The organism is Aeoliella fuhlenseeensis, assembly GCF_052161615.1.
In the GTDB taxonomy this organism is placed as follows: domain Bacteria; phylum Planctomycetota; class Planctomycetia; order Pirellulales; family Lacipirellulaceae; genus Aeoliella.
In genome coordinates this window covers 3,376,432-3,400,756 of sequence record NZ_CP197417.1, presented here as the reverse complement: position 1 = coordinate 3,400,756, position 24,325 = coordinate 3,376,432, and the positions used below count along the sequence as shown (strand labels likewise).

Below are 24,325 nucleotides of genomic sequence, written 5' to 3'. Positions count from 1 at the left end.
GAGCCAGTGGCACACTTGTTGGCGAGTTGCACTGCGATGCCGAAGGGCGTGGAGTGCACACGGCCGGGGCGGGCATGCTACGGGGGCTTTCTATGGCATACCGCTAAGCGCCGGATCGGCGCTTCGCTTGATCCGGCCTACTTCTTAATCCGTGAATTGTATTTGCGGCAACCCTGGCTGTATGATGGCGGGCGTGGAGCGGTGGGGGTGCGGCTCCGGGGAATCGGTGATCACTCGTTGGACTGAGAAAGTTGGGTTATCCATGGTGCGGCTTGATCGAACACTATTGAACGCTTTGCTCGTTGGCTCGCTGTCGCTGGCTGCAATCGCGGGTTGCGAGAAGAAGGGCGATCCGATTTCGGCGGCGGCGGAGGCCGATAAGCAGGAGGGGATTGAAGTGCCGAGCATTGAGGAGACGAAGGCGATTGCCGAGGAGGCGTTTGTTTATGGGTTGCCGTTGGTGATGAACTACGCGGTGATGCAGGAGTTTGCGGTCGACAAGGACTCGGGGCAGTTCAAGGCGGGGTTCAACGAGATCAAGAACGAAACTCACGTGGCGACCCCTGCCGACACGGCGGTCATCACGCCGAACAGCGACACGCCTTACTCGATCTGCTGGCTCGATCTGCGTGCCGAGCCGATGGTGGTGTCGGTGCCGGCGGTGGAGAAGGAGCGTTACTACGCGGCGCAGCTGATCGATGGCAACACGTATAACTATGGCTACATCGGCACGCGCGCGACGGGGCCCGAGGCGGGCGACTACCTGGTGGTGGGCCCCGATTGGAAAGGGGAGAAGCCTGAAGGCATCAAGCAGGTGTTTACCTCGACCACGCCGTTCGCGCTAACGCTGTTCCGCACGCAGTTGTTCAACGCCGAGGACATGCCGAACGTCGAGAAGGTACAGGCGGGGTACAAGGTTCAGCCGCTTTCCGCGTTCCTCAAGCAACCCGCACCGGCCGCCGCGCCGAAAATCGACTTCCTGACGGCGTCGACGGCAGGGATCAAGGAGAACTTCTACGAGTATCTGGACGCGGCGCTGGAGTTCGTCCCCGCCACGGCGGCCGACGAAGCGATTCGCGCGAAGCTGGCGACCATCGGCATTGGGCCGGGGAAGACGTTTGAGTTCAAAGAGTTGTCGGACGAACACAAAGCGGCGGTGCTGCTCGGAATGAAGGCCGGCGATGCGCAGGTCGATAAGTTCCTCAGTAGCGGCATGAAGAACATCAACGGCTGGAACGTGGGTGCTTTTTTTGGCGACGCCGATTTCTTCAAGGGCAATTGGCTGATGCGTGCCGCGGCCGCGAAGGGTGGACTGTATGGCAACGACGCTATCGAAGCGACCTACCCTTACACGCGTGCCGACGCGACGGGCGAGACGCTCGATGGCAGCAAGCACAACTACACCATCACGTTCCCGGCCGACCAATTGCCGCCGGTGCATGCGTTCTGGTCGGTGACGATGTACGACGGGAAGAGTCAACTGCTGATCGAGAACCCGATCAACCGGTACCTGATCAACTCGCCGATGTTGCCGGAGCTCAAGAAGAACGACGATGGCTCGTTGACGCTGTACATCCAGAAGGAGAACCCTGGCGCCGACAAAGAAAGCAACTGGCTCCCCGCGCCGGACGACACCATTTACTTGGTGATGCGACTCTACTGGCCGAAGGCCGAGGCCCCGTCGATCCTGCCGCCGGGCGAAGGCTCGTGGCAGCCACCGGGCGTGGTGCAGGCCGATTGAGGCGAAGGCTTCGATGCGCCGAGTGAGTGCCGCGCGGTTCAACAGCCATCCAAGGGATGGAAAATACGGCCAATTCACGTAGTGACGGCATCCAATTCTGGAGGGTTCGGGCACTAAACGCGACCTATACTTTCGGTCGGCTCCTTGGAGCCGATCGAAGGTATCTGGCGTTTGCCTGCTACAACCCCAAGAATTGGAGCGATCGTGATGTCCAAGTCGATGTCCTTGACGACGGTACTGGTTGTCGGAGCGTTGTTTCTCGTGGCGACCGAGGCCGCTAACGCCTGCACCGGTATTCGTCTGATCGCAGGCGACGGCACGGTGATCCACGCCCGGACGCTCGAATTCGGAATGGACCTCCATTCGGAAGTGATTGTCGTTCCGCGGGGATTCAAACGTGTTGGCACGACGCCTGATGGCAAGCCGGGGATGACCTTGACCACGAAGTACGCGAGCGCTGGTACCAACGGCATGGGACTACCGGTGATATTTGATGGGCTGAATGAAAAGGGGCTGTCGGTGGGACTGTTCTACTTTCCCGGCACCGCTGGATACATGCCCTACAACGCGGCCGACGCTGGGAAGACCATCGCCGCTTGGGAGTTGGGGTCGTGGATTTTGGAGAACTGCGCAACGGCCGCCGAGACGAAGGAAGCTATCCAAGGCATCGTTGTGCCGGACATCGTGTTTGCGGCGATGGGATTTAGCCCCGGTATTCATTTCATCGTAACCGATGCCAGCGGCAAGAGTATCACGATTGAATACCTCGATGGCAAGCTGAACGTGTTCGATAACCCGCTGGGTATCCTGACGAACTCACCCTCGTTCGATTGGCACATGACCAATCTGCAGAACTACGTGAATCTCACCGCCGATAACGCACTACCCGCCTCGCTGGGGAGCGTGAAACTTACTCCGCTGGGCCAAGGCTCCGGCATGCTGGGTCTGCCTGGTGACTTCACCCCTCCGTCGCGGTTCGTGCGGGCGGCCATGTACAGCCAGTCGGTGTTCCCCGTGAAGACGGGCCGCCAGGCGCTGCTGCAGGCGTTTCACATTCTGAACAATTTCGACATCCCTAAGGGGGTGGCGCGAGAGAGTGGTGGCGGGCACGACGGAGCCGACTACACGATGTGGACCAGCGCGAGCGACTTGAAGGCCAAGGTGTTCTACTTCCGCACCCACGACAGCAGCCAAATCCGCTCGGTCGACCTGATGAAGATGCCGATCGATGGCAAGGAGATCGCCAAGATCTCGATGCAGGGTGACGAGCAGATCGAGGCTTTGGCTCCGTAATTCGGAGAGCTAGTACGCGGAAGAGTTTCCCATGCTCGGCGGCGGCGTTGCGGCGACGACCGCCGTAACGGCGCGGGGCTTGTTACGGCCTACTTGGGGCGACACCGTCTGCGGCCGTTTGGTTAGCTTCGTCGTCGGCGAAGGAGGGTGCTGCTCGCAAGCATGGCGAACAACGCCAGGAGAGCGGTGGAGCACTCGGGGACCGCGATGGCGACGAGCGATACTGTTTGAGCGGAGTACTCGACGGCGAAGAGCACGCCCCGGGCTTGCAGGAAGTCGGGCGCGTTAGCGAACTGGCCGGTTAGGATGCCGGTGCTGGAGCGGAGGATTTCGATCGTGGTGCCGGGGGTCCAGGTGAACGAAGGATCGATTTTCACTTTCAGCTCGCCCGCAAGCTGGGCACTGCCCGAGACCCATAGAAGATCGGAATTGGTCCCCAATGCACCGCCAAGATCGATTTCGACGATGGTGGAGTCGCGCATCGATAGGACCCCTGTGAGCGAGAGTTGGCCGATTTCGTCGCCAGGTGAGATCGTCCCCTCGTTGATAACGGTGCCTAAGGGGATGCGGAAGTGACCCTCGCCGGTGAGAACTCCGCCGGCTGCGTTGCGGAACTGGGTGCCCGTGAGGACAATGCCGCCGCCACCTCGATTGCGAGGACCGGCGATGATGGTGCCGTGGTTTACCCAACTGCTGGCGGAAACTTCAACCGTGCCGAAGTTGGCGGCTTCGAGCGTGCCATGGTTCTCGAACGCGCCAGCGATCAGGAGTCCGTAGCCTGTTGTCGCTTCGATGGTGCCGTGGTTAGTGAGTCCTCCGGAACTGGCGCGAAGGGTGCCGCCTCCCGTGGCACCGGTTCGCACCGTGACGTCGGGCTGGATGCTCATAGCTTGAGTACCCGTGAAATGAACTCCAGTCGTAGTGGGAGGTCCATTGAGCACGATTTGGCCCGTACCAGCAATCGAAGCGGGCTTGGTGTCGCCCACCAGGATATGTCGCCCGGAGTTAAGCGTGAGCGTGGCGTCGTCGAGTGTCAGGCCTCCCACAAAACTGGCCTGAGTGTCCGTCGTGACCTGATGGTAGTTGCCGATGAGGTGCTGACCCGCGAGGGTTACTTGCTCGAACCGTCCACACAGTTGACTGGGAACGCTGGTGGTAGTTTTGATGGTGCCACCGCGGACGATGGACTGGAACTGCCAGGATGCGGCGTCGGTGCCGAGCTCGAGCGTGCGGCCTGAGTTGTCGAGTAGGCCATCGAGCTCGACGATGCCCTGGGCGACGATGAGGTTACCGATGTCGTCGGTGGTGAATACGCCCGACAATTCGAGCCGTCCCTGTTGTTCAATGCGTACGACGCCGGCATTGTGCCAGTTTTCGCCATCGAAGGTCACGATGCGTCCCAACCCGCTAACGAGGATGGTCCCTTCGTTGCGGAATTCGCTCAGGCTGGTGTTACCGGTTCCGGCTCCCGTGCGAAGCGTGATGCCTTCACCCAGGATGACGCCGTCGGTTAAGCCACTTCCGCCAATGTGCTGGACACCGGTCATGATGATCTCGCCCGTCCCACGAATGGCCTGTGGCGTGTTGTCGGAGAAATACAGCTGTGTTCCCGTGCCCATGTCGAGTTTGGAGTTGTCGAGCACTAAGTCGCCGGTGATGTGTATGCGTCCGCCGATGGGTACCTTCAGATCGCCGGCGATCGTGATGTTGATGAGTTCGGAGTCGGCGGAGGAGAACGAAAGCGTGTCGGGCTGACTGGAGCGAATGGTGCCGTCTCGCAAGGCACCCCCGAACAAACGCAGGCTTCGCTCGAAGGGCAGGTCGGCCAGATCGAGCGTGCCACCTTCCAGATCGAGTACGCCCAAGAGGTCGATGACAGAGGCCCCCTGGTCGACGAACTGCCCGAGGTCATCCACCGTGAAGTGACCTCCGAGGCGAACGGTCGAGCCAGCTCGGGCGAAGATCGTGCCATCGTTCGTCCAACGGGCGGATTGATCGCCGCCGATATGTCCGAAGCCGGCGATGTCGACTACTCCCCGGTTCACAAAGTCGTCCGTAGTGATTTCGATTCGGCCAAACTGGTTGGCGCGAATGAGTCCCTCGTTGACTAGTCGCCCGCCGACAAACTTCCCGCTGCCACCGGCTGTCTCGACGGTGATGCCGGATGTGATCACGAGTTCTTGTCGGATATCAATGTTGTTGGACGGGAGCCCCGAAGCGCCGGCGATTAGAACCGTACCGTTTCCAAGAATCGACTGCTGCTGAGCGTCGCGGAAGTCGAGGACTGCCGGGGCGTAGTATTCGGTTCCTGTCATGGAGACGGTCGAGCCGTCGAGCGTAAGGTCGTTAATGACTTGTACGCGGCCGGGACCGACGAGTGAGATGTCGGCTTCCAACGCCACGTCGTCGAGGGAGGCCGATCCGAACTCCCACTTAGCGCCATCGGTTGCGGCGAGCGTCCCGCCTCGAAACCCCGTTTGGTAATTGGATTGGCCATTGGAGACCACGAGGTCGCCCGTCGCGGCCGAGGCGGTAAACGTTCGACCGACGTTATCGACCTCGCCCGCAATACGGAGGGTACCGCCATCGCGCTCGATGCTTCCAATGTCGTCCAGCGTGAACTTGCCATCGAGCACCAACGTGCCTCCATTGTGGAGGCGAAACACCCCGTGATTCGTCCAGTTGGCCGCTACGGTAACTGTAGCTCCAGGATGGGCTTCGACGATGCCGTAGTTTTCGAAGACGGCACTGGAGTCTTCGTCGACGTTCATGATCTCCATCGACTGCTGGCCTGCGTACTTGCCCGAGATTAGGCCGTAGTTGCGTAGGGCGATGTTCTGGCTGAGTCGCCACTCGCCAGCGCGGTCGCCGACGCTGCCACCCAAGTTGGTAGAGACGATCTCCACGTCCGGCCCGATGGTTAGAGTCGAGTTGTCAGCAATCATCATCGTGCCTGTCCGACCTCCGAAATCCAGAGCCTGGGCGAACTCGATTTGGCCATTCCCTGCCAGCGTCTGGTTGCCCTCGAATCGAGCTTCCGCGCGAAAGCCATAGATTTGGAGCGTCGAGTCATCGAGTAACTCCAACCCCCCTCGCACAACGAGAAAAGCGCGAGGGGGTGAGGTTCCCGAACTTGGCACCTGGACATCAAGCCCGAGCTTGACGTTTTCGAATACGGGACTGCGTGAAGGTCCTCCGGAAAGCGACAATTGGCCTGCAGTGCCGATGATTGTGGCGTCGATTAGCTTCGACTCGGAGGCGAAAACGATGGTGTTCTCGTGGCCCATCTGCATGGTGCCCCGGGTTAAGTTAATCTGCTCCGCACGCAAGCTGCCGATTCCCAGAGAGAAGGTCGCGTCGGGAGAGTCGATCGTTAACGTGTTGATTTCGACATCCCCTTCGAGCACCACCCGGTGCGCGGTCCCCGTCGAGGCGAACGTGACGTCGTAAATGTCGCCCGGCTGTGGCTGGCCATTGTCAGGGGCGAAGCCAAGTGACCATTTCGCCCCGTTCGACCAGGACCCATTGGTAGGAGTGTTCCAGGAGACCGGCGTGCCCACTTCGAGTGCGCTAGCAGAAAGCGTGAAGGCAACTAGGTGAGCCCCTAAGGCTGCCGCGATATTTAGGTAGTTCGAAGCCATGTGCATAGCGCCCTACTGAAGTTCGATCGGAAAGCGGCGGAGTTCTGCCGCCACGTCCATCCGCTGAAGAAGAAATCCTTGCGCTGATGGGGAAGGTCAGCGCATTGAAAACGGCGCCGACTACGTCGGTGTCCCGAATCAATTGGATCAAAGAAGGGTCAGTAGCGATTGCCCCGGTGGATGGAGTCGATGCGGCGTTAAGGATATCTGGCTAATGGGCGTATTGCAAGCGATAGTTGGTCGCGAAGCGCAGCGAGGCTGGTGCCTCGTGTATTTCAGCTAGTCGGCCGGACGCTGGGTATTCGCGGCTCGCCGGCGCTCCGCAGATTGGGGGGGTACATAAAATATTCTTCAGATTCCCGGACCTCACGTACCTGGACGCTAGAATGCCTTAGATTTCCGGAGTGCATTGGAATCCGAGTGGCCGAAGGAGAGCGAACGGTGGCGGGACGCATACTCGTGGTGGAAGACGAACCTCGCATTGCCGACTTTGTCGTGCGCGGGCTGACCGAAGAGGGGTACCACGTCGAGCACGCGGCGGATGGGCCGGAGGCTTGGATTCGGTTGCAGTCGGGCGATTGGGATTTGGTGCTGCTCGATTGGTGGATTCCGGGCGAAGATGGCCTGAGCGTGCTCGAGCGTTTTCGCACCAAAGACCGCACGACACCGGTCCTGTTTCTCACGGCTCGCGATGGAGTGGCGGAACGCGTGACCGGCCTCGACGCGGGGGCCGACGATTATCTGACGAAGCCATTCGCGTTCGAGGAGTTGCTCGCGCGCGTGCGAGCGCTCTTGCGCCGGCCCAGCCAGAAGAACTCGGTGCTGCTGGAGTTTGACGACATCCAGGCCGATCTGGAAACGCAGCGGGCGACGCGGGCGGGGAATGTGCTCGATTTGACCGCCAAGGAGTTTATGCTGCTCGTCTACTTCCTACGTAACCCGCGGAAGGTGCTCACCCGCACTCGCATCTACGACACGGTGTGGGACGAACAGTTCGATGGATTGTCGAACACGCTGGAGGTTCACGTGAAGGAACTGCGGCGGAAGCTCGAAAAGTATGGGCCACGTGTGATTCAGACGCTGCGCGGGCGGGGCTACGTGCTCGAACGGGGTGAGAGCGATGCCTAGGATGTCACTGGTCTCGCGGGTGTCGGCGTTCTTTTTGGTCGCCCTTGCCATCGCGCTGGTGGGCTACTCGGCGGTGCTGTACGCCATGCTGCGGCATCATTTGTACGGGCAGTTTGACGACGGATTGCACAACGCCCTGCGCATTTTGTCGGCGGCCGTGGAAGTCGAGAACGACGACGCTAAGTGGCAGCCGGGCGAGTTTGCAATCGACTTGGCCGCAGTGAGCGACGTGGTGTGGGTGGTGACGAACGACCAGGGGCAGATGATTGACCACTCGCCGCTGTTCACGCGGGGCGACGTCGACGACGCCCAGGTGCTGCGTTACGCAGCCGAGGATCATGGCCGAGCCGCGGCGCCAGTGAGTGTTGGTCCGTGGCGAGTACTGCAGACGCAGCTCGACGCGCCGACGCCCAAAGAGATTTCGCTCCGCGAGCCGCACGAGTACGCGGGCGTACGGATCACGGTCGCACGGTCGCCGGTTGTAGTGCAAACTCAGCTTCGGCAGTTGGGGCTCCTATTGTGTTTGCTGCCGATTGCGGTGTGGCTGGTGGCGGCGGTCGCTGGGCGGTGGTACTCGCGGCAGGCGCTGCGGCCGGTCGAGGCAATGGCGTCGCAAGCACGCTCCACCCAGCAGGCCGACTTCGCGCTGCGGCTACCGGTGTCGGAGGCGGGGGACGAGCTGTCGGAACTTGGCGAGGCGTTCAATCTTCTGCTCGATCGACTACAGGTGGCGTACGACCGCGAGCACCGCTTTACCGGCAACGCGGCCCACCAGCTTCGCACACCACTTACCGTGTTGATGGGACAGATCGACGTCGCGCTTCGCAAGCCACGCACAACGGACGAGTATCGACACACGATGGAGCTGCTCGCGGGGCAAGTGCGTGAGTTTCAGCAGATTGTTGAGTCGCTGCTGTTTCTGGCTCGCTCGGATGGCAACGCCCTGGCGAGCGAGTTTACGGAGATCAATCTGCGAGAGTGGCTCACTCGTTACTGGAATCGATGGCACGACCACAGCCGGCACGGCGACTTGGAGCTCGTCATCGCGGGCGACGCCACGGTGCGGGGGTCGAATCCGCTCTTGGATCAAGTGCTCGACAATCTGGTGACCAACGCCCTGAAGTACAGCACACCAGGGACACCGGTTGTCGTGCGTGCTACCGTCGACGGGAGCGACGTGATGATCTCGGTGGCGGATCGCGGCATGGGACTCGATGCCGAGGACGCGGCGAACGTGTTCGAGCCATTCTTTCGGTCGCATTCGGCTCGGGAGGCGGGCGTTGGCGGGACGGGTTTAGGGCTCGCAGTTGCGCGGCAAATCGCCCACGCCATGCGGGGTGAGCTTACCGTCGAGAGCAGGGTAGGGGAGGGGAGCACGTTCGCGCTTCGGCTGCCCGTCGAGCGGTGAGAATCTGGCTCGGAGAGCCCTCCCACAGAGCTGCGCACCTTGCCGTATAGTTTCGGCTGCTAGATGAAGCGGATTTTATGTTCGGCTCACGATGGTTTCAGGCGAGGGGGCGATACTTGCATCAGTAAGTGAACCCCAATTTCCGCCACGAACCTAAGGAGTCGCGTCATGTTAAAGTACCTACTGATCACCGCTATCGCCGCCAGCCCGCTGCTCGCCCTCGCCGACGAGCGGCCGCCTAGCGATGGGAAGCCGCTCGCCGAGATCGTAGCCCAGATGGAGAACGCGGGTTACTCGCCGATCGTTGAAGTGTCGTTCGACGATGGGTACTGGGAAGTCGAAGCGACTAAAGACGGTCAGCCCATGGAAGCGATGGTCGACGCGAAGACGGGCGAAGTGGTTTCGGAGCACCGCGACGAACACGAGAAGACCCCACCCGCGGACAGCCTGGCGCTTTCGGAAGTGATCGCCTCGCTCGCGAAGGCCGACTATGCCGACATCGACGAGGTGTCGTTCGAAGGAACGAGCTGGGAAGTCGAGGCGTGGCACAACGGCGTGAAGCGCGAATTGCGCGTCGATCCGCTGACGGCGGAAGTGATTTCGGATCGCTCGGATGACTAAGGCAGGGAACAGTAGTCGACGCTAATCCTCGCCAATAAGTAGAAGTTAAGCATCAGAAGCCAAAGTAGCCCCGACCAAGCTTGGTCGGGGCTATTTGCGATTCTTGGGTTCAGCATCGACGGACACTACCGCCCTCGCGCAACTTGTTCCAGCTCCTGCGCCAGCGAGAGCATGTAGTGGACGCGGTCTTCAAGTTCCATGCCGACGCGGAGTGGTGTGTAGCCACTAGCCGGGCCGCGGTACGGCGTACTGTAGAGTTGGCCGAGGCTGTTTCGTGGGGTGACGCGTTCGACCAAGCGCGTGCGGCCATCGGGGCCGCGCTGGAAGCCAAGCGTGATGGCGGGCCCGCCGGGTAGTAGGTTGGGATTCACCACCGCGGCTTGGCGACCGCGGCCGTGGTTCAAGTGGTCGATGGCATCGTGAACTTCTTCATCGAGCTCGCGGACGGCCTTGGCGACGTGCTTCGCCCGTTTCGCCACGCGATCCCACCTCCGCGGGTTGTAGCTCGCATCGTGCAGGGCCTTGTTGAAATCGTCGAGGTCCTCGGCCAGATCGCGGAGCTCGTCGATCACTTCGTCACGCTCGTCGCATCGGCCGAGCACTTGGTCGACTTCGTAAGTCAGCGCCGCGGCTTGGTTGCTGAGTTCGATTGCCAGCGAGTTCGCGTGCTGGACCGGTGGGCCAGCGTAGTAGGGATCGGCCTTGGCCGAGGCGGTGCCGACGAGGGCGAGCACCATCAGAGACCAGAGCAGCATTTCGAGACGTGTCATGGAGGGATTCCTTTCAAGGCGGGAGGCGTGGTGCCCGAGGTTCTGGGGTAGCAGCGTTGCAGCTTCCGTGCCGGTGGCGTAAATCGCAGCGATTGTGGACTCAGGGCGGCAAAATCGTGGTCGAAGTGATGGCGCGCCCTTACAATCCCGCGACGCGCCACTGCCCCTGGGCGAATGGCTGGGGGAACGCGAAAATACTGCCACGGTAGATGCGTCGCACTTTGATTGCTCCGGGGACTGACGCCCCGGCTCCAGTTCTCTTTCCTAGCCCCAGTCCCCAGCCTCTAGCCCCAACCCCTTCACCCATGCGTGCCGAAGTCGTAGCGATTGGCGATGAACTAACCAGCGGCGAGCGACTGGACACGAACACCCAGTGGGTCTCCAAGCAACTCACCGACATCGGCGTCGAAGTGATGTACCACACCACGGTTGGTGACGACCTGGAGGCCAACATCAACGTGTTTCGCGCGGCCATCGCGCGGGCCGATGTCGTGGTGTGCAGCGGTGGACTTGGGCCGACGGCCGACGACTTGACCCGGGACGCCATGGCAGCGGCGATGGGCGTGGAGTTGGTTCGCGACGAGGCTTCGCTGGAGCACATTCGACAACTGTTCGCCCGCCGCAATCGCCCGATGCCGGAGAAGAACGAGCAGCAGGCCTACTTTCCGGCGGGTTCCACACCGATACCGAATCCCCATGGTTCCGCACCCGGTATCCATGCCCAGGCGACGAAGCCCAATGGCGGGGTGTGCCATCTGTTTGCCCTGCCCGGTGTGCCGGCCGAGATGTTCGAGATGTACACGGCGAGCGTCGCGCCCAGCGTGGCCATGCTTGATGAAGTGAAGCGAGTGATTCGTCACCGGGCGATCAAGCTGTTTGGTCCGGGCGAGAGTCAGCTCGAAGCGATGCTGCCCGACCTCATCCGCCGCGGGCGTGAACCACGCGTGGGCATCACGGCGAGCGCCGCAACGCTCACGCTGCGAATCACGGCGAGCGGAGCGGACGAATCGGCCTGCCTCGCGGCGATGGAACCGACGGTTCGTCAGATTTACGGCGCAGCGGCGGACTTCATCTTTGGCGAAGGCGACATCGACCTCCACAACGCGGTGCTGCAACTGCTCGCCGAGCGCGGCGAAACGCTGGCGTCCGACGAGTGCTTCACCCGCGGGCTGATCGCCACCTGGATGGCGGAGGACGACCCGCAGCACCAAGTGTTCGCGGGCGGGCAGCTATCGTGGACGATGATGGATGTGAGCGCAGCCGCGGTGGCGGTGCGAAACTTGTATGGCACTAGCTACGGCATCGCGGTGGGCCCAGCGACCGATGCCGGCGAGGTAGAGATAGCCGTCGCTTTTGGAGACAAGGTAGTCACCGAACGCCATCACACGAGCGGCCACCCGGCGGTGGTGGGGCCGCGTATTGCTAAATGCGCGCTGAACTTGATGAGAAGAAACGTATGTCGTGACTAGCCACGGATACACACGGATGAAACACGGATTGAAGAAGGCAGGGTGATGAGGTGCCGGCGAGTATTTAACTTAAGAGAACGAAGGAAACGAAGAGGCAGCGGTTACGGCTGCATCTCTGCTCTATCTCTGTTTACTCTTGTTTGAAGACGCGTTGCCACTAGTCATTGCGTTGCCCACTCTTCCTCTATCCGTGTTTCATCCGTGTTCATCTGTGGCTAGAATCGCAACGTGGATCCTTCGGACGCCGAGGCGCCCTCTGGATGACAAGTAACGCAATTGCCCCAACTCGCGAAATTCTAACGTGCTCAATCTTCGAATCGCTGCTGCTAGTGTCAATCAAACTCCCATGGATTGGGGGGGGAATCGTCGTCGGTTGATTTCGGCGATCGACGAGGCGCGAGCGGCGGGGGCGCAGCTGGTCTGCCTGCCCGAGCTCGCGGTGTCGGGGTATGGCTGCGAGGACATGTTCTTCTCGGTTGGCGTGCAGCAGAAGGCGCTCGACGAGTTGGGCGAGCTACTCCCCTACACCAAGGGGATGGCGGTCGCCGTGGGGCTGCCAGTGTTTTACGAATCCAGCCTCTACAATGCGGCGGCGCTGATCGTCGATCGGAAGCTGGCGGGAATCGTCTGCAAGCAGTTCCTCGCAAGCGATGGCATTCACTACGAGACGCGTTGGTTTCGACCTTGGCCGGCGGGTGTCGTGGGGCAGCTCGGATGGCGAAATGTATCCATTCCGGTCGGCGACCTCTTGTTCGATGTGGGCGGCGTGCGGATTGGTTTCGAGATTTGCCGCGACGCCTGGATTGCCGAGCGACCCGGCGGTCGACTGGCTCGGCGAGGGGCGGATGTGATTCTCAATCCCAGCGCCAGCCATTTCGCGTTCGGCAAGCAAGCGGTTCGCGAACGGTTTGTGCTCGAAGGCTCTCGGGCATTCGGCGTGACGTACGCGTACTGCAACCTCCTGGGTAACGAGTCGGGCCGCAGCGTGTACGACGGTGGTGTGCTGATGGCGAGCGGCGGGCGGATGGTCGCGCGGGGCAGGCTGTTTAGTTACTCCGATGTCGAGCTCACCGTTGCCGACTTCGACATCCACCGTAATCGCCAATCGCGCGGGCAGTCGTTCGACTCGCGTACCAAAGTGGAGCGGCCCGGTGAGTCGCTGCAATCGGTGCCGTTTGCGTGGAAGGACGCCGGCCCAAGCCTTGTGAACCACTCCTCGGAACCAGAGCCTTGGGAGGTCGGTCGCGATGCGAAGTTCGAAGAGTTTAGCCGCGCGGTACCACTCGCCTTGTTTGACTACATGCGCAAGAGTCGTACGCAGGGCTTTGTGGTAAGTCTTAGTGGTGGAGCCGATTCGACAGCGGTGGCGCTCCTGGTGCACCTGATGGTTCGCCGAGCCCTCAGAGAAATGACCCCCGCAGAGTTCGTCGATCGACTCGGTGCTCCGCGGCGATTGGTGATAGCCAATGGATCGCTCGACACCAGCGATCAGGACACCGTGGCCCGGGCGTTTACGCAGGCGCTTCTAACGTGCGTGTACCAACCGACGCGCAACTCGACCGAAACGACTCGCAACGCCGCGCGAACGGTGGCGGAGATGATTGGTGCGGAGTTCCTGGAATGGGACGTCGACGCGCAGAGCGAGGGCTATGTACAGTTGGTGTCGCGAGCGATTGGTCGTGAACTGACTTGGGAAGAGGACGACATCGCCCTCCAGAACATTCAAGCTCGCACGCGTGCCCCCGGCGCGTGGCTGCTCGCCAATCTGCGTGGTGCGCTCTTGCTTTCGACCAGTAATCGCAGCGAGGCGGCCGTCGGGTACGCCACGATGGATGGTGACACAGCGGGCGGCCTTTCGCCCATCGCCGGTATCGACAAGGAGTTTATCCTCGCGTGGCTGCGATGGATGGAAGGGAATGGCCCGGAAGACTTACCACCAGTCGTCGGCCTCGGTGTCGTAACCAGCCAGCGCCCCACCGCCGAGCTCCGTCCCCACGGCGAAGACCAGACCGACGAAGCCGACTTGATGCCCTACGTGGTGCTCGACGCGATTGAGCGGGCGGCGATTCGCGACAAGCAGATGCCCGCCGAGGTATTTACGTTGATCGCCGCGCAGTTTCCGGAGTACGATGAGAAACAAATCGGCGAATGGGTCGTCCGCTTCTTCGAGCTGTGGTGTCGCAATCAATGGAAGCGCGAGCGCTACGCCCCCAGCTTCCACGTGGACGACGAAAACCTCGACCCCAAAAGTTGGTGCCGGTTCCCGCTCTTGAATAGTGGTTTCGCGGAAGAGTTGGCGGAGCTGAAGAAACGGTTGGGACTATAGCGTTACTTCCGCACCAAGCGCCAGCAGCGGTGAATGCGGTCGTTGCGGAAGTCTTCGGGCACGGTTTGCTTGGAGATTTCGCGACTCTGGTAGCTGGGTAGCTTGGCTTCGTCGAACTTGAACCGGCGGAAGTTGGTGCTGAAGTAGACGACGCCCCCTGAGGACATGCGAAGCGCGAGCGATTCGAGTAGCGGGGCGTAGTCGAGCTGGACGTCCCAGTCGTCGATTTCGTGGTGGCCCGTGGTGGTTCGCTTCGTGTTGCTGAACGTGGGTGGGTCGACTACCGCGAGGTCGAACAGCGGCTCCTCGGGCAGGGCGGCGAGCCAGTCGCGGGCGTCGGCCACGACGAACTGATGCGCGAGGCCCATCAGTTTGTTCTGCTTCATGTTCTCGCGGGCCCAGTCGACGTAGGTTGGCGAAAGGTCGACCGTCGTGGTACTGGCTGCTCCACCGGCGGCGGCGTAGACAGAGAACGAGCCGGTGTAGGCGAACAAGTTAACGAACCGTTTGCCCGCCGCCACCTCGCGGACCATGTGTCGCGTTTGGCGGTGATCGAGGAACAAGCCGGTGTCGAGATAGTCGGACAGGTTGACGATGAACTCTAGCCCGTCCTCGTGCGCGATCAGTGTCTGGCTGCCCTCGCCAAACTTGCCGTATTGCTTCTCGCCGCTCTTGGTCTCGCGCTGCTTGAGGAATACACGATTGCGATCGACTTCGAGCGTGTCGGCGGCCGTGCGGCACATCAGGTCGAGCCAGTCGGCGTGTTCGGCAGGCGTGTGGTCGTTCGGCCGACGGTACTCGGCAATCACCAGCGCATCCTCGTAGCGATCCACCGCTAGCGGCACGTCCGGTACGTCACGATCATAGAGCCGGTAGCAAGTGATTCCGCGCCGAGTCGGCCAGCGGCGCAGGTGCCGAGCACGGTTGGTAAGGCGGTTGGCAAACTCACTCGCTTGTCGCTTCGAATCCTCACGCAAGCCACCGAATACGGGTGGCACGTAAGCGGGCAAGGGTCGCTCCCGGGGTGGTGCCTCGCGTACGGGCGACACTTCTTGTTCCGGCCGGCGCTCTACTGGTTCCGTTTCTCCTTCGTGCTCAATAGCGACTTCGGGCTCCGCTTGCGTTATCGCGGAGCGAAACTCTGCGTCCCGCGGCGGCTTCGGACCCAAGAATTGGTAGTACGTGCACTCGATCCGTCCGTTGTAAAGCTTCCGCCGGCGCGTGGCCTGCTGGCCGATGAGTCGTTCGAAATCGCCCCGCGCGGTCAGCACGTAGTGCGACCAAGTTGGCAATCGTCGCAACACGATCGGCAATCTTCGATGCAGCTCGACCGACTCGGCCTCGCTGCCAATCTTGATGCCATAGGGCGGATTGCAAATCATGCAACCGTACTTGCGGCTGCTGGTGAGGTCTTCGAACGCCCGCTCTTGAAAATGGATGTCGGCTCCGACCCCAGCTCGTTCGGCGTGGTGCCTCGCGAGTTCGAGCGATTTGGGGTTCAGATCCGTGGCGACGATGCGGTGTTCGAGCGGTGGTAGCCACAAGTCGCGAGCTTCTTCGCGCGCGGTGTGCCACACTGCCGGGTCGATGGCGGGCCAAGCCTCGGCGGCGAATTCGCGGTCGAGTCCTGGTGCAGAGCGACGGCCAATGAGTGCGGCCTCGATCGCGATGGTGCCCGTGCCGCAAAACGGATCGATGAGCGGGCGGTCGCGATTCCACACGCTGAGCGTCACCATCGCCGCAGCGAGCGTCTCGCGTAACTGGCCCTCGGCCACGCTGGTTCGATAGCCTCGCTTATGAAGACCTGCACCCGAAGTGTCGAGCAGCAGCGACGCCGTGTCCTCGAACATCTCGACTTCGACCGCGTACTTCGCAGCCGTTTCCGGAAGCACGCCGACCCCGTGGCCCGCGAGCAATCGCTCGGCGACCGCTTTGTTCACGATTTTCTGGCACGCGGGAACGCTGGAGAGCTGCGACTTGTGCGAGCGTCCGCTGATCGGAAACGCACCGTCTGCCGGAATCCACTCTTCCCACGCGATGGCTTTGGTGCCGTCGAACAATTGCCCAAAGTCGGTCGCCGGAAAGGAGCCCGCGAGGATGACCACGCGCTCTGCCGTCCGCAGCCACAGGTTCGCGCGGCAAATGGCAGTGGCGTCTCCCTCGAACTGCACCCGCCCGGGCCGGACGACACGTGGCGCGTAGCCGAGCGCTTCGAGCTCGCGGACCACGAGCTTTTCGAGACCAAACGCGGTAGTGGCAATGAGCTGGGCGATGGGAGTACGGGCGCTGAGGGAAAGGGGAGAGTGCCTCGTCGAGTGCGGGCGAACCAGTCATAATAATCGCTGGCCTGCTCGAATGTTATGGACCGGGGTCGCGAATGCTCCAGCGTGTCGAACTTGATGGACCCGACGAGGGACGCCACTACTACGCCTACGTCCCCCCGGGCGAGCGGTTGCCGCTGGTCTTGGCGTTTCATGGCGGGGGGAGCAATCCGCTCGATATGGCGAGGTTCTGCCATCTCGTAGAAGTCGCCGAACGGCACCAGTTCGCCGTGGTTTTTCCGTCCGGCAGCGGCCCGGCGGCCGAGTACCTGACCTGGAACGCCGGCCTCTGCTGCGGCCATGCGGCGCGGCGAAATGTCGACGACGTGGGCTTCGTCGACCGCCTGCTCGACCACCTGCTGGAGCGGCATCCGCTGAGCGCGAGCCGCGTCTACGCCACCGGCATGTCGAACGGCGGCATGTTTAGTTACCGGCTCGCCGCAGAGCTTCCACACCGCATCGCCGCCATCGCCCCGGTGGCCGGGTGCCTTGCGATAGAACCAAGTGTCCTGCCCCACGTCGTTCCGGCGCTGCACATTCACGGAACAGCCGACCACTTCGTGCCCTACGACGGCGGTGGCGGTTCCCGAAGCCTGAGGCAGATCGCGTTTCCGTCGGTCCGCGAGTCGCTCAGGCGTTGGGCGGTTGTTTGTGGTTTGCCGGTCATGGAGCCGCAGTATGAGCAGATTCCGCACAATCGGACCCTCGCGAACGACCAGCCCTTGGATGCCCATCGGGCGGTTTACTCCCGCGAACAAGGTGTCGACCAGATCGTGGAAGTCCGTATTTCCGGGGGCGGGCACACTTGGCCGGGGGAAGCGCCGCCGTGGTGCTTCCTGGGTCCCAGCCTTTTGGGCCTTTCGGCGGGGGAGCTGATTTGGGAGTTCTTCGAGCAGTTCTTTTGCACAAACGGCGAGCCCAAGTAAAATGAAGGCTCTGGAACAGTCCCCACCCGCCAGCGCCTCGCACCACGCCCCAATTCTCCTCTCCTGCGCGTGTCGAAGTGCTCCTGAATTGAAGTCGCAACTGAGGTTTTGATCGCATGACCAGATTGTTTGTCGCGGCCCTGCTGCTTGTTGGAACCTGCGGCACGGCTCTCTCGCAGACCGTGCGTTTCGAAACTAACGTCGGCAGCTTCGACATGGTGCTGAACCCGGACAACGACCCCAACCTCCAACCGCTGGTCGACAACCTGATCGCCTACGTCGGGCTGGGCCGTTACCACTTCACGGCGATTAATCGCGCCGCGGACAATAACAACACCAACCCGTCGGACGACTTCGTGTTGCAGATGGGTGGGTTCATGGGCTTTCAGCCGACTCCCGAACTCTGGCCACAGTTGTTCGAGGCCGTCGACAAACTGCCCGAGGCCATTGTCGATGAAGATGGCGATGGTGAGGTCGACTTCAATTCGATCACCAATTCGCGCGGCACCGTTTCGCTAGCTCTCGCAGCGGGCGACGTGAATAGCGGCACCAGCAGCTTCTTCATCAATCTGGGTAACAATTCGTTCCTCGACTCGCAGGGCTTTGTGCCCTTCGCCGAGATCACGAACATGTCGACCATCGATACCATCATGGGCCTTGCGCAGCGCGACTTGAGTAGCGCTGTCGGCCAGCCCGGAAGCCTTGCGTTTGCCGACGTACCGATCACTCAAGAACAGAAGCTGGTGATCGTCCAGCGAGCGTTTGTGGTCGAAGCGGACGAGGACTTTTCGTTCGTGGGCCCGATCGCCACGCTCTTGCAGCTTCAAAACCGTGACAACCTGAACGCCGCGAACTCGCTGCTCTCTAGTAGCATCTCAGGCAGCGACTCGTCGTTAAACGCGGGACTCAGTTCCACCACCGTCCCGGAACCCGCCACCGCTTGGTTGCTCGCACCGCTCGCACTTTGGGGTGCCGCGCGGCTCCGCCGCCGGTAGGGCCTGAAACACTCGTAGCCGGACTCGCAAGAGTTCGGGAGCCTGTCGAGGGCGTCCCGCATTCTTGCGAATCCGGCTACGGATTATTCGCTTATCTCGATAGTGACTACTTCGTCAAGGTCTCGGTCGAAGTCTTCTTGGCGGCCGAGGCTCGCAGCACTTCGACCACTTCGCTGGTGATGTCGGCTTCTTCCGAGTAGTCGTACAGCAGCGGCTCTTGCTTGGTCACGATCACGGACAGGCCACGTTGTTGCGCGACCTTGCGTGCCGCGGGACGCACGGCGTCGCGGAACTGCGCAATCAACTGCTGGCGATGCTGCGACAAGTTCTGCTGTGCTTGCGCCTTGGCGGTACTGAAGTTCTGATTCACTTGCTTCTGGTAGGTCGCTAGCTGCACGGCGTTGTCTTCGGCCGGTTGGGCGTCGAGGGTCTCTTTCTGCTTCTTGAACTCGTCGGTGTACGCCTTGGCGATTTCGCTGAGCTTGCCATTCAGCGCCTCTTCGCGCTTCTTGATGGCCGTGACGATCTGCTGATCGCTACCCAGCTGTCGCGCCACTTCATCGAGATCGATAACGGCGATACCGGGCGTTGTCTTACCAGCCGGTGCGGTGGGAACCGTCAGCTGGTTGCAGCCGGCGCTGAGAACGTAGGTCGACACGAGAGCGGTGAAGGCGAATAGTCGGTTCATAGCGTGTTAACAAGAAGAGGGGGGATCGGTTGTTCCTTTGCCCGCCAGTCGCGGGCGGCGAAGGGTACGAAAAGCGGGGGAGCGTTGCAACGCCGGATTGCGGGACGTAGTGCTAGCGAAGAAGGGGCTTGGGCGAGCCGGGGCGTCCCCGCCCCCAGAAATGTTCCACTTCGGCACACTTTCAATTTTTTGAATTCCGCACGTCCGGGGCCGCGGACGACCCGGCTCGCGCGCTTCGCGGTTGTCTGTGGAAGTTTGGGTAAACCTTGCGGATAAAGTTGAGCGATTTGTCTGGTGAACCCCTGCCGGATTTGCCGATGACCGTCGTAGCGACTGTATAGACATTGCGGAATGGGAGGATTCTGCCGGCATCGGCAGGGCTTCTCGAACCCGCCCCCCGCGAGCGCCAAGCGACACCACGACCACTTGGCCCAGCACTTTTCCAGGAGTTTATCGTGCAAGGCTGTGAGTACCTTATGCGGCGAGGCCGCGGCACCGTTTCAGCTATGACGATCGTTTGGTTGCTCGTTGCCGCGAGCAGCGCGACGGCTCAGCAGGTGCACGATCGCGATACGCGCGCTGTGGAAGCGGTTCCGCAGGGCGAGATCGTGTACTCCACCGACTCGCAAATCGTGCAGCACCCGGCCGACAGTTATGGGCCGTACGGCATGGACTACAGTCCGAGCCTCGGGGCGCATCTGCGAGCTCGCTACAACACGCGGAGCTACGGCCAGGTTCGCGGTAACCTCGACCTCGGCACGATGAAGCTGTTCGACGCTCCCAACGGTGTCTGGTTCGTGGACGCCCAGGTGACGTTGAACGACGAATCGAAGATTGGCTACAACGCGGGTGTCGGCTACCGCTTCATGACGCTGCCGTTGTTCCCGACGAGCCCCGATACGGAAAAGATCGCCGGCATTAGCGTTTGGTCGGACGGTACCACGACGGTGAACGAAAACTTCTTGCCCCAGATCGGCGTGTCGCTCGAATACCTGGGCGACAACTGGGATTCCCGGCTTAACACGTATTTGCCCATCGCCGACATCGAGGTTGGTGATTTCGTAGCCACTGACAATATCACCTACCAAGGCGACTTCCTCGTCCAAGAAACCCTTGCTGGTACGGACGAAGCGCTGACAGTCACCGACTTCGAAGTTGCTCGCCGCATGGGCAACCGCGACCTGTGGCTGTTCGGCGGAACGTATGGGTTGTGGGGCGAGACCGTCGACACCGCCGGTTTGAAGCTCGGTGCGCGTGGTTACTTGACACCCGACGTGGCCGTGCAGCTAGCGGTGAACGACGACGACGAGTTCGGCACCAACACGGTGTTCAGCGTGACTTGGTTCATGGGACGTACCCGCAGCCTGTCGGAATGCGGTCCCGCGCTGGTGAACCGCATGCGTGAGCCAGTCATTCGTAACGACTACGTTGCGGTCAAGCAGGGCAGCACGCTCGGCGGCGAGACCGTCTTTGGAGACCTTGATGGCGACGGCACCGACGAGGCCATTCGAGTCGTCCACATCGACAGCAATGCCACTGCCCCCGGCAATGGTTCGTTTGAGAATCCTTATTCGAGCATCGAGTCGATCGCCGGCAGCGGCGCATCGCCCGCGATTGTGCTCGTGCATGCTGAAAGCGAATTCACTGGCGAACAAGCCACGCTGCTAAATGGTCAGCGCTTCCTCGGCGAAGGTGGCGGCATCGAGCATTCGGTGGTCACGTCGAACTTCGGAACCGTCATTCTGCCTGAGACGGCACCTGGTGCTCTCAACGCCGCCGTGCCCATCATCAACGGCGGGGCTGGCGAGAACGTGATTACGCTGGCCAGCGGAACCATCGAAGTGTCGAACTTCGTGATGGACGGCGGTGCGAGTGCGATTGTGTCGCCCACCGGTGCGCTCGCGATCGACATCAACAACATGAACATCTCGAACACCACGGGTAATGCCATCGAGCTGACCGCGGCGACCGAGACCGTCAATGGTACCGATCGAGTTCGCTTCCAGCCATTGATCGAAGACGTGGTCTTCGACAACATTGGTGGCGACGATATCAACATCGATGCGGCCTCGCCTGCGGGCCCTGCGGTTCCCGTCACCGAGTCCATCGTGATTCGTGACGTGACCAGCACCAACGGCAACGGCGTTGGTATCAACCTGTCGAACAATCGCAGCACCGCGACCATCAGTAATTACTCGAACGATCAGGGTTCGGGCACGGCAGCGATCTTGCTAACCGACAACACGGGTGCCATCAACATCACCGACGCCGAAATTACCAACCAGACCGGCATGGGTGTCTCGATGGTCGGAGGATCTGGTACCCGCACGCTTAACCGCGTTACCATTACCGACACCGCTGACGCTGCGATGCACGTCAACGGCGGTTCGGCCAACATGAACTTCACCGGCAAGATCACTCAGGGCGACCTGGGCGAGTCGCTGTTCGTCGAAGGTGGCCACACTGGAACGCTGACGTTCCGCGAAATGACCGCTGGGGAAGGCGTCATCGACGCGACCAGTGGCGGTGGCTTGGTGTTCAATAATGCCGATGGCACCTACACCTTCCTGCATGAAGTTAGCTTGGTTAACACCACGCAGGGTATCGATGTCACCAACGGCTCGGCGGGAACTCTGTCGTTCTCGAACGCCATTATCACCGATCCCACTGGCACCGCTGTCCATTTCAATGGCGGCTCGGCTAGCATGACCTTTACCGGCAAGATCACCCAGAACAACGCGTCCAATACCGTACTCGTCGAAGGTGGCCACACCGGCACACTTACCTTCAACGAATTCACCACCGGTGCGGGCGTGATCGATGCTTTCAATGGCAATGGCCTCGTGTTTAGCGACGCGGATGGTGCCTATCGTTTCAACGACGCGGTGGTCCTCGATGGTTCGGCTAACGGCGCTGACACCGGTATCGATATGATCAGCGACACCGACGGCACTTTCGAATTTGCCGACGCCACGATCACCGATCCAACCGGTGCGGCCGTGTACGTCGATGGCGGTTCGTCGACCTTCACTTTCACCGGCGAAATCTCGCAGAACAACAATGCGGCCGCGGTTCAAGTACAAGGCGGCCACACCGGCACCATGACCTTCCTGTCGCCCGATGCATCGACCGATGTTATCACCGCCACCAATGGCACTGGCTTGCAGTTTAACGATGCCGATGGTGATTACGGGTTCGTGGGCAGCGTGGTACTCGATGGCTCGGCCGTCAACGCTGACACAGGCGTGGACATCATCGGTGGATCGGCGGGTGACTTCACCTTTGGCGACATTACGATTGTCGATACCAACGGCATCGCGTTCAACGTGGTGGGTGGCTCGGCGGACGTCGACTTCACCGGTAACATCACGCAGAGCAACAACTTCGCCGCGATCTCCGTCTCCGGTGGCCACACCGGCGTGATGGACTTCGACGAGGCTGTAACGGGTACCGGCGTGGTGGACGCCTCGAATGGCTCGGGCCTCCAATTCGATAACGCCGACGGTACCTACCGATTCAACGACGCCGTCACGCTGGCCGGCGGCGACGCCGGCGTGGATATTGTCGGTGGATCGTCCGGGACATTCACCTTCGCGGCTAGCTCTGAGATCATTGATCCCTCGGGCGACGCCTTCGTCATCACAAACAGTAGCGCGAACGTCGACTACAACGGCACTATTACCGACAGTACCGGTCATGCCGTTCTAATTACCAATAACACCGGTGGCGTCGTGACCTTCGATGGCGACGTGACCAGCACAGGCACCGGCATCCTGGTGCAGAACAACACGGGTGGCACGTTCCGCTTCAACGGTGGTACCGACCTCACCACCGGGACCAACGACGCCGTGACCTTGGCCAACAATACCGGCACGATCATCTCGTTCTCCGACATGGACATCGAGACCACTTCGGGCTCGGGCTTCGTGGCCACCGACACCGAGGGCCTGCAAATCCTTGGAACGGGTAACACCATCAATGTCACCGCTGGCACAGCCGGCACCCAAGGGGCACTGGTGCTCGAAGATGTCGTCGTCACTGCCTCGGGCATCTTGATCGACAGCGTTTCGATCACTGGTGGTAGTCAAGGCGGTATTGTAATGAATAACGTTACCGGCGGCCCGGTCATCATCGGAACGGGCAACTCGGCTGGCGATGGCGGTACCATCACCAACACGGTTGGCACTGCGGTCTCGCTGACCAACGTCGAGAACGTGACGATCCGAAACATGGAGATCACCAACTCAGGTGGGGCAGGTATCCAAATCAACCACACCGACACCTTCGGTTCCGACTCCACCGTGGTGATCGATGGCAACGAGATTACCGGCGCCTCGGCACAGGGTATTCTACTCGAAGGTGAGAATGCCAATGACCTAAGCGTCACCATCACGGATAACGTGGTGAACAACACCTCTCTGGCGACCGTCGAGCTCAACATCAATGGTGCCGCCAACAATGCCGACCTCATTGTCACGGGCAACACCCTCGACAACACCAGCGATGACGAGGCCCTGTTGATCACCGGCAACGACGGGACGATCAAGACGATCAACCTGCTCGTGAACGAGAACTCCATCACCAACGATTCGGCGACTGCCTCGGCAGTGAACCTTGAGTCGAATGGCGACTCGGTCATTAACGCCACGTTCCTCAACAACACCATGGGGAACTCGACGAACGACGCGTTCACTGCTTCGACCAACAACGCCGGTTCGAACCTGCGACTGCGGATGGAGCAGAACACCGCTACATCGGGTGACGGTGGTGACGATTACATCTTGAGGGAGAACGCTGGCTCGTTCCGAGTACAGAACCTCACCACGCCGAACGAAGATGGCGATACGATCGAAACGGCCAATACCGGTACGTTTGACATCGGACCTGGCATCACCGAGTTCGGTGGCACGGTACCACTGCCGTAACCAGTCGGCTTGTCTAAGCTGCGAAATACTAACGGCCAAGGTCTCGGGGGGGACCTTGGTCGTTAGGCGTTTG

General features: G+C 61.1%; 14 protein-coding genes. 10 read left to right on the top strand and 4 right to left on the bottom strand.

The features are described 5' to 3' along the window. Window positions 1–286: 286 nt before the first annotated feature. Both SH292x_RS13425 and SH292x_RS13420 read left to right on the top strand, forming a co-directional pair. On the top strand, window positions 287–1,741 hold the full coding sequence (locus tag SH292x_RS13425) for a DUF1254 domain-containing protein (RefSeq protein WP_442481519.1): 1,455 nt from the start codon (window positions 287–289) through the stop codon (window positions 1,739–1,741). Window positions 1,742–1,948: 207 nt separating this feature from the next. Then, on the top strand, window positions 1,949–3,034 hold the full coding sequence (locus SH292x_RS13420) for a linear amide C-N hydrolase (protein WP_442481518.1): 1,086 nt from the start codon (window positions 1,949–1,951) through the stop codon (window positions 3,032–3,034). A gap of 122 nt (window positions 3,035–3,156) precedes the next feature. Here SH292x_RS13420 and SH292x_RS13415 read toward each other — a convergent pair whose 3' ends face one another. Further along, the gene (locus SH292x_RS13415) at window positions 3,157–6,681 is read right to left on the bottom strand and encodes a hypothetical protein (RefSeq protein ID WP_442481517.1); all 3,525 of its coding nucleotides are present in this window, start codon (window positions 6,679–6,681) and stop codon (window positions 3,157–3,159) included. A 435-nt stretch (window positions 6,682–7,116) separates the two neighbouring features. Here SH292x_RS13415 and SH292x_RS13410 point away from each other — a divergent pair, with 435 nt between their 5' ends. The 3 genes from SH292x_RS13410 (at window position 7,117) to SH292x_RS13400 (ending at window position 9,832) form a co-directional block, all read left to right on the top strand. Further along, the gene (locus SH292x_RS13410; RefSeq protein ID WP_442481516.1) at window positions 7,117–7,803 is read left to right on the top strand and encodes a response regulator transcription factor; all 687 of its coding nucleotides are present in this window, start codon (window positions 7,117–7,119) and stop codon (window positions 7,801–7,803) included. Continuing rightward, a complete protein-coding gene (locus SH292x_RS13405) occupies window positions 7,796–9,211 on the top strand; it encodes an ATP-binding protein (protein ID WP_442481515.1) in 1,416 nt (471 codons plus the stop codon). Before SH292x_RS13410 ends, SH292x_RS13405 begins: the two co-directional genes overlap by 8 nt. A gap of 168 nt (window positions 9,212–9,379) precedes the next feature. Further along, on the top strand, window positions 9,380–9,832 hold the full coding sequence (locus tag SH292x_RS13400) for a PepSY domain-containing protein (protein ID WP_442481514.1): 453 nt from the start codon (window positions 9,380–9,382) through the stop codon (window positions 9,830–9,832). A gap of 125 nt (window positions 9,833–9,957) precedes the next feature. Here SH292x_RS13400 and SH292x_RS13395 read toward each other — a convergent pair whose 3' ends face one another. After that, window positions 9,958–10,602, bottom strand: coding sequence for a hypothetical protein (locus SH292x_RS13395; RefSeq protein WP_442481513.1), 645 nt, complete (start codon window positions 10,600–10,602; stop codon window positions 9,958–9,960). Between the two features lie 305 nt (window positions 10,603–10,907). On the opposite strand from SH292x_RS13395, the gene SH292x_RS13390 reads away from it, so the two are divergent. Together SH292x_RS13390 and nadE are read left to right on the top strand one after the other, a co-directional pair. Continuing rightward, entirely contained in the window at window positions 10,908–12,071 is a 1,164-nt protein-coding gene (locus tag SH292x_RS13390) for a molybdopterin-binding protein (RefSeq protein WP_442481512.1), read from the top strand. A 301-nt stretch (window positions 12,072–12,372) separates the two neighbouring features. Beyond that, on the top strand, window positions 12,373–14,397 hold the full coding sequence (gene nadE / locus SH292x_RS13385) for an NAD(+) synthase (protein ID WP_442481511.1): 2,025 nt from the start codon (window positions 12,373–12,375) through the stop codon (window positions 14,395–14,397). 2 nt (window positions 14,398–14,399) lie between these two features. On the opposite strand, the gene rlmKL is transcribed toward nadE, so the two are convergent. After that, complete coding sequence (gene rlmKL / locus SH292x_RS13380; RefSeq protein WP_442485858.1) at window positions 14,400–16,658, bottom strand: bifunctional 23S rRNA (guanine(2069)-N(7))-methyltransferase RlmK/23S rRNA (guanine(2445)-N(2))-methyltransferase RlmL; 2,259 nt, start codon at window positions 16,656–16,658, stop codon at window positions 14,400–14,402. A 116-nt stretch (window positions 16,659–16,774) separates the two neighbouring features. Between rlmKL and SH292x_RS13375 the strand changes: the two genes are divergently transcribed. Then, window positions 16,775–17,644, top strand: coding sequence for an alpha/beta hydrolase family esterase (locus SH292x_RS13375; RefSeq protein ID WP_442481510.1), 870 nt, complete (start codon window positions 16,775–16,777; stop codon window positions 17,642–17,644). 116 nt (window positions 17,645–17,760) lie between these two features. After that, the gene (locus tag SH292x_RS13370; protein WP_442481509.1) at window positions 17,761–18,639 is read left to right on the top strand and encodes a peptidylprolyl isomerase; all 879 of its coding nucleotides are present in this window, start codon (window positions 17,761–17,763) and stop codon (window positions 18,637–18,639) included. Between the two features lie 106 nt (window positions 18,640–18,745). On the opposite strand, the gene SH292x_RS13365 is transcribed toward SH292x_RS13370, so the two are convergent. Continuing rightward, on the bottom strand, window positions 18,746–19,327 hold the full coding sequence (locus tag SH292x_RS13365; RefSeq protein ID WP_442481508.1) for an OmpH family outer membrane protein: 582 nt from the start codon (window positions 19,325–19,327) through the stop codon (window positions 18,746–18,748). A 506-nt stretch (window positions 19,328–19,833) separates the two neighbouring features. On the opposite strand from SH292x_RS13365, the gene SH292x_RS13360 reads away from it, so the two are divergent. Beyond that, window positions 19,834–24,252: a beta strand repeat-containing protein gene (locus tag SH292x_RS13360; protein ID WP_442481507.1), complete on the top strand. Its 4,419-nt coding sequence runs from the start codon at window positions 19,834–19,836 to the stop codon at window positions 24,250–24,252. Window positions 24,253–24,325: the final 73 nt, after the last annotated feature.

Bases quoted from the DNA above. Each gene is read 5' to 3' on its own strand.
- SH292x_RS13365 (WP_442481508.1), bottom strand. From the start codon at position 19,327: ATGAACCGACTATTCGCCTTCACCGCTCTCGTGTCGACCTACGTTCTC.
- SH292x_RS13400 (WP_442481514.1), top strand. From the start codon at position 9,380: ATGTTAAAGTACCTACTGATCACCGCTATCGCCGCCAGCCCGCTGCTC.
- SH292x_RS13405 (WP_442481515.1), top strand. From the start codon at position 7,796: ATGCCTAGGATGTCACTGGTCTCGCGGGTGTCGGCGTTCTTTTTGGTC.
- SH292x_RS13390 (WP_442481512.1), top strand. From the start codon at position 10,908: ATGCGTGCCGAAGTCGTAGCGATTGGCGATGAACTAACCAGCGGCGAG.
- SH292x_RS13415 (WP_442481517.1), bottom strand. From the start codon at position 6,681: ATGCACATGGCTTCGAACTACCTAAATATCGCGGCAGCCTTAGGGGCT.
- SH292x_RS13360 (WP_442481507.1), top strand. From the start codon at position 19,834: ATGACGATCGTTTGGTTGCTCGTTGCCGCGAGCAGCGCGACGGCTCAG.
- SH292x_RS13395 (WP_442481513.1), bottom strand. From the start codon at position 10,602: ATGACACGTCTCGAAATGCTGCTCTGGTCTCTGATGGTGCTCGCCCTC.
- SH292x_RS13420 (WP_442481518.1), top strand. From the start codon at position 1,949: ATGTCCAAGTCGATGTCCTTGACGACGGTACTGGTTGTCGGAGCGTTG.
- SH292x_RS13370 (WP_442481509.1), top strand. From the start codon at position 17,761: ATGACCAGATTGTTTGTCGCGGCCCTGCTGCTTGTTGGAACCTGCGGC.
- SH292x_RS13375 (WP_442481510.1), top strand. From the start codon at position 16,775: ATGCTCCAGCGTGTCGAACTTGATGGACCCGACGAGGGACGCCACTAC.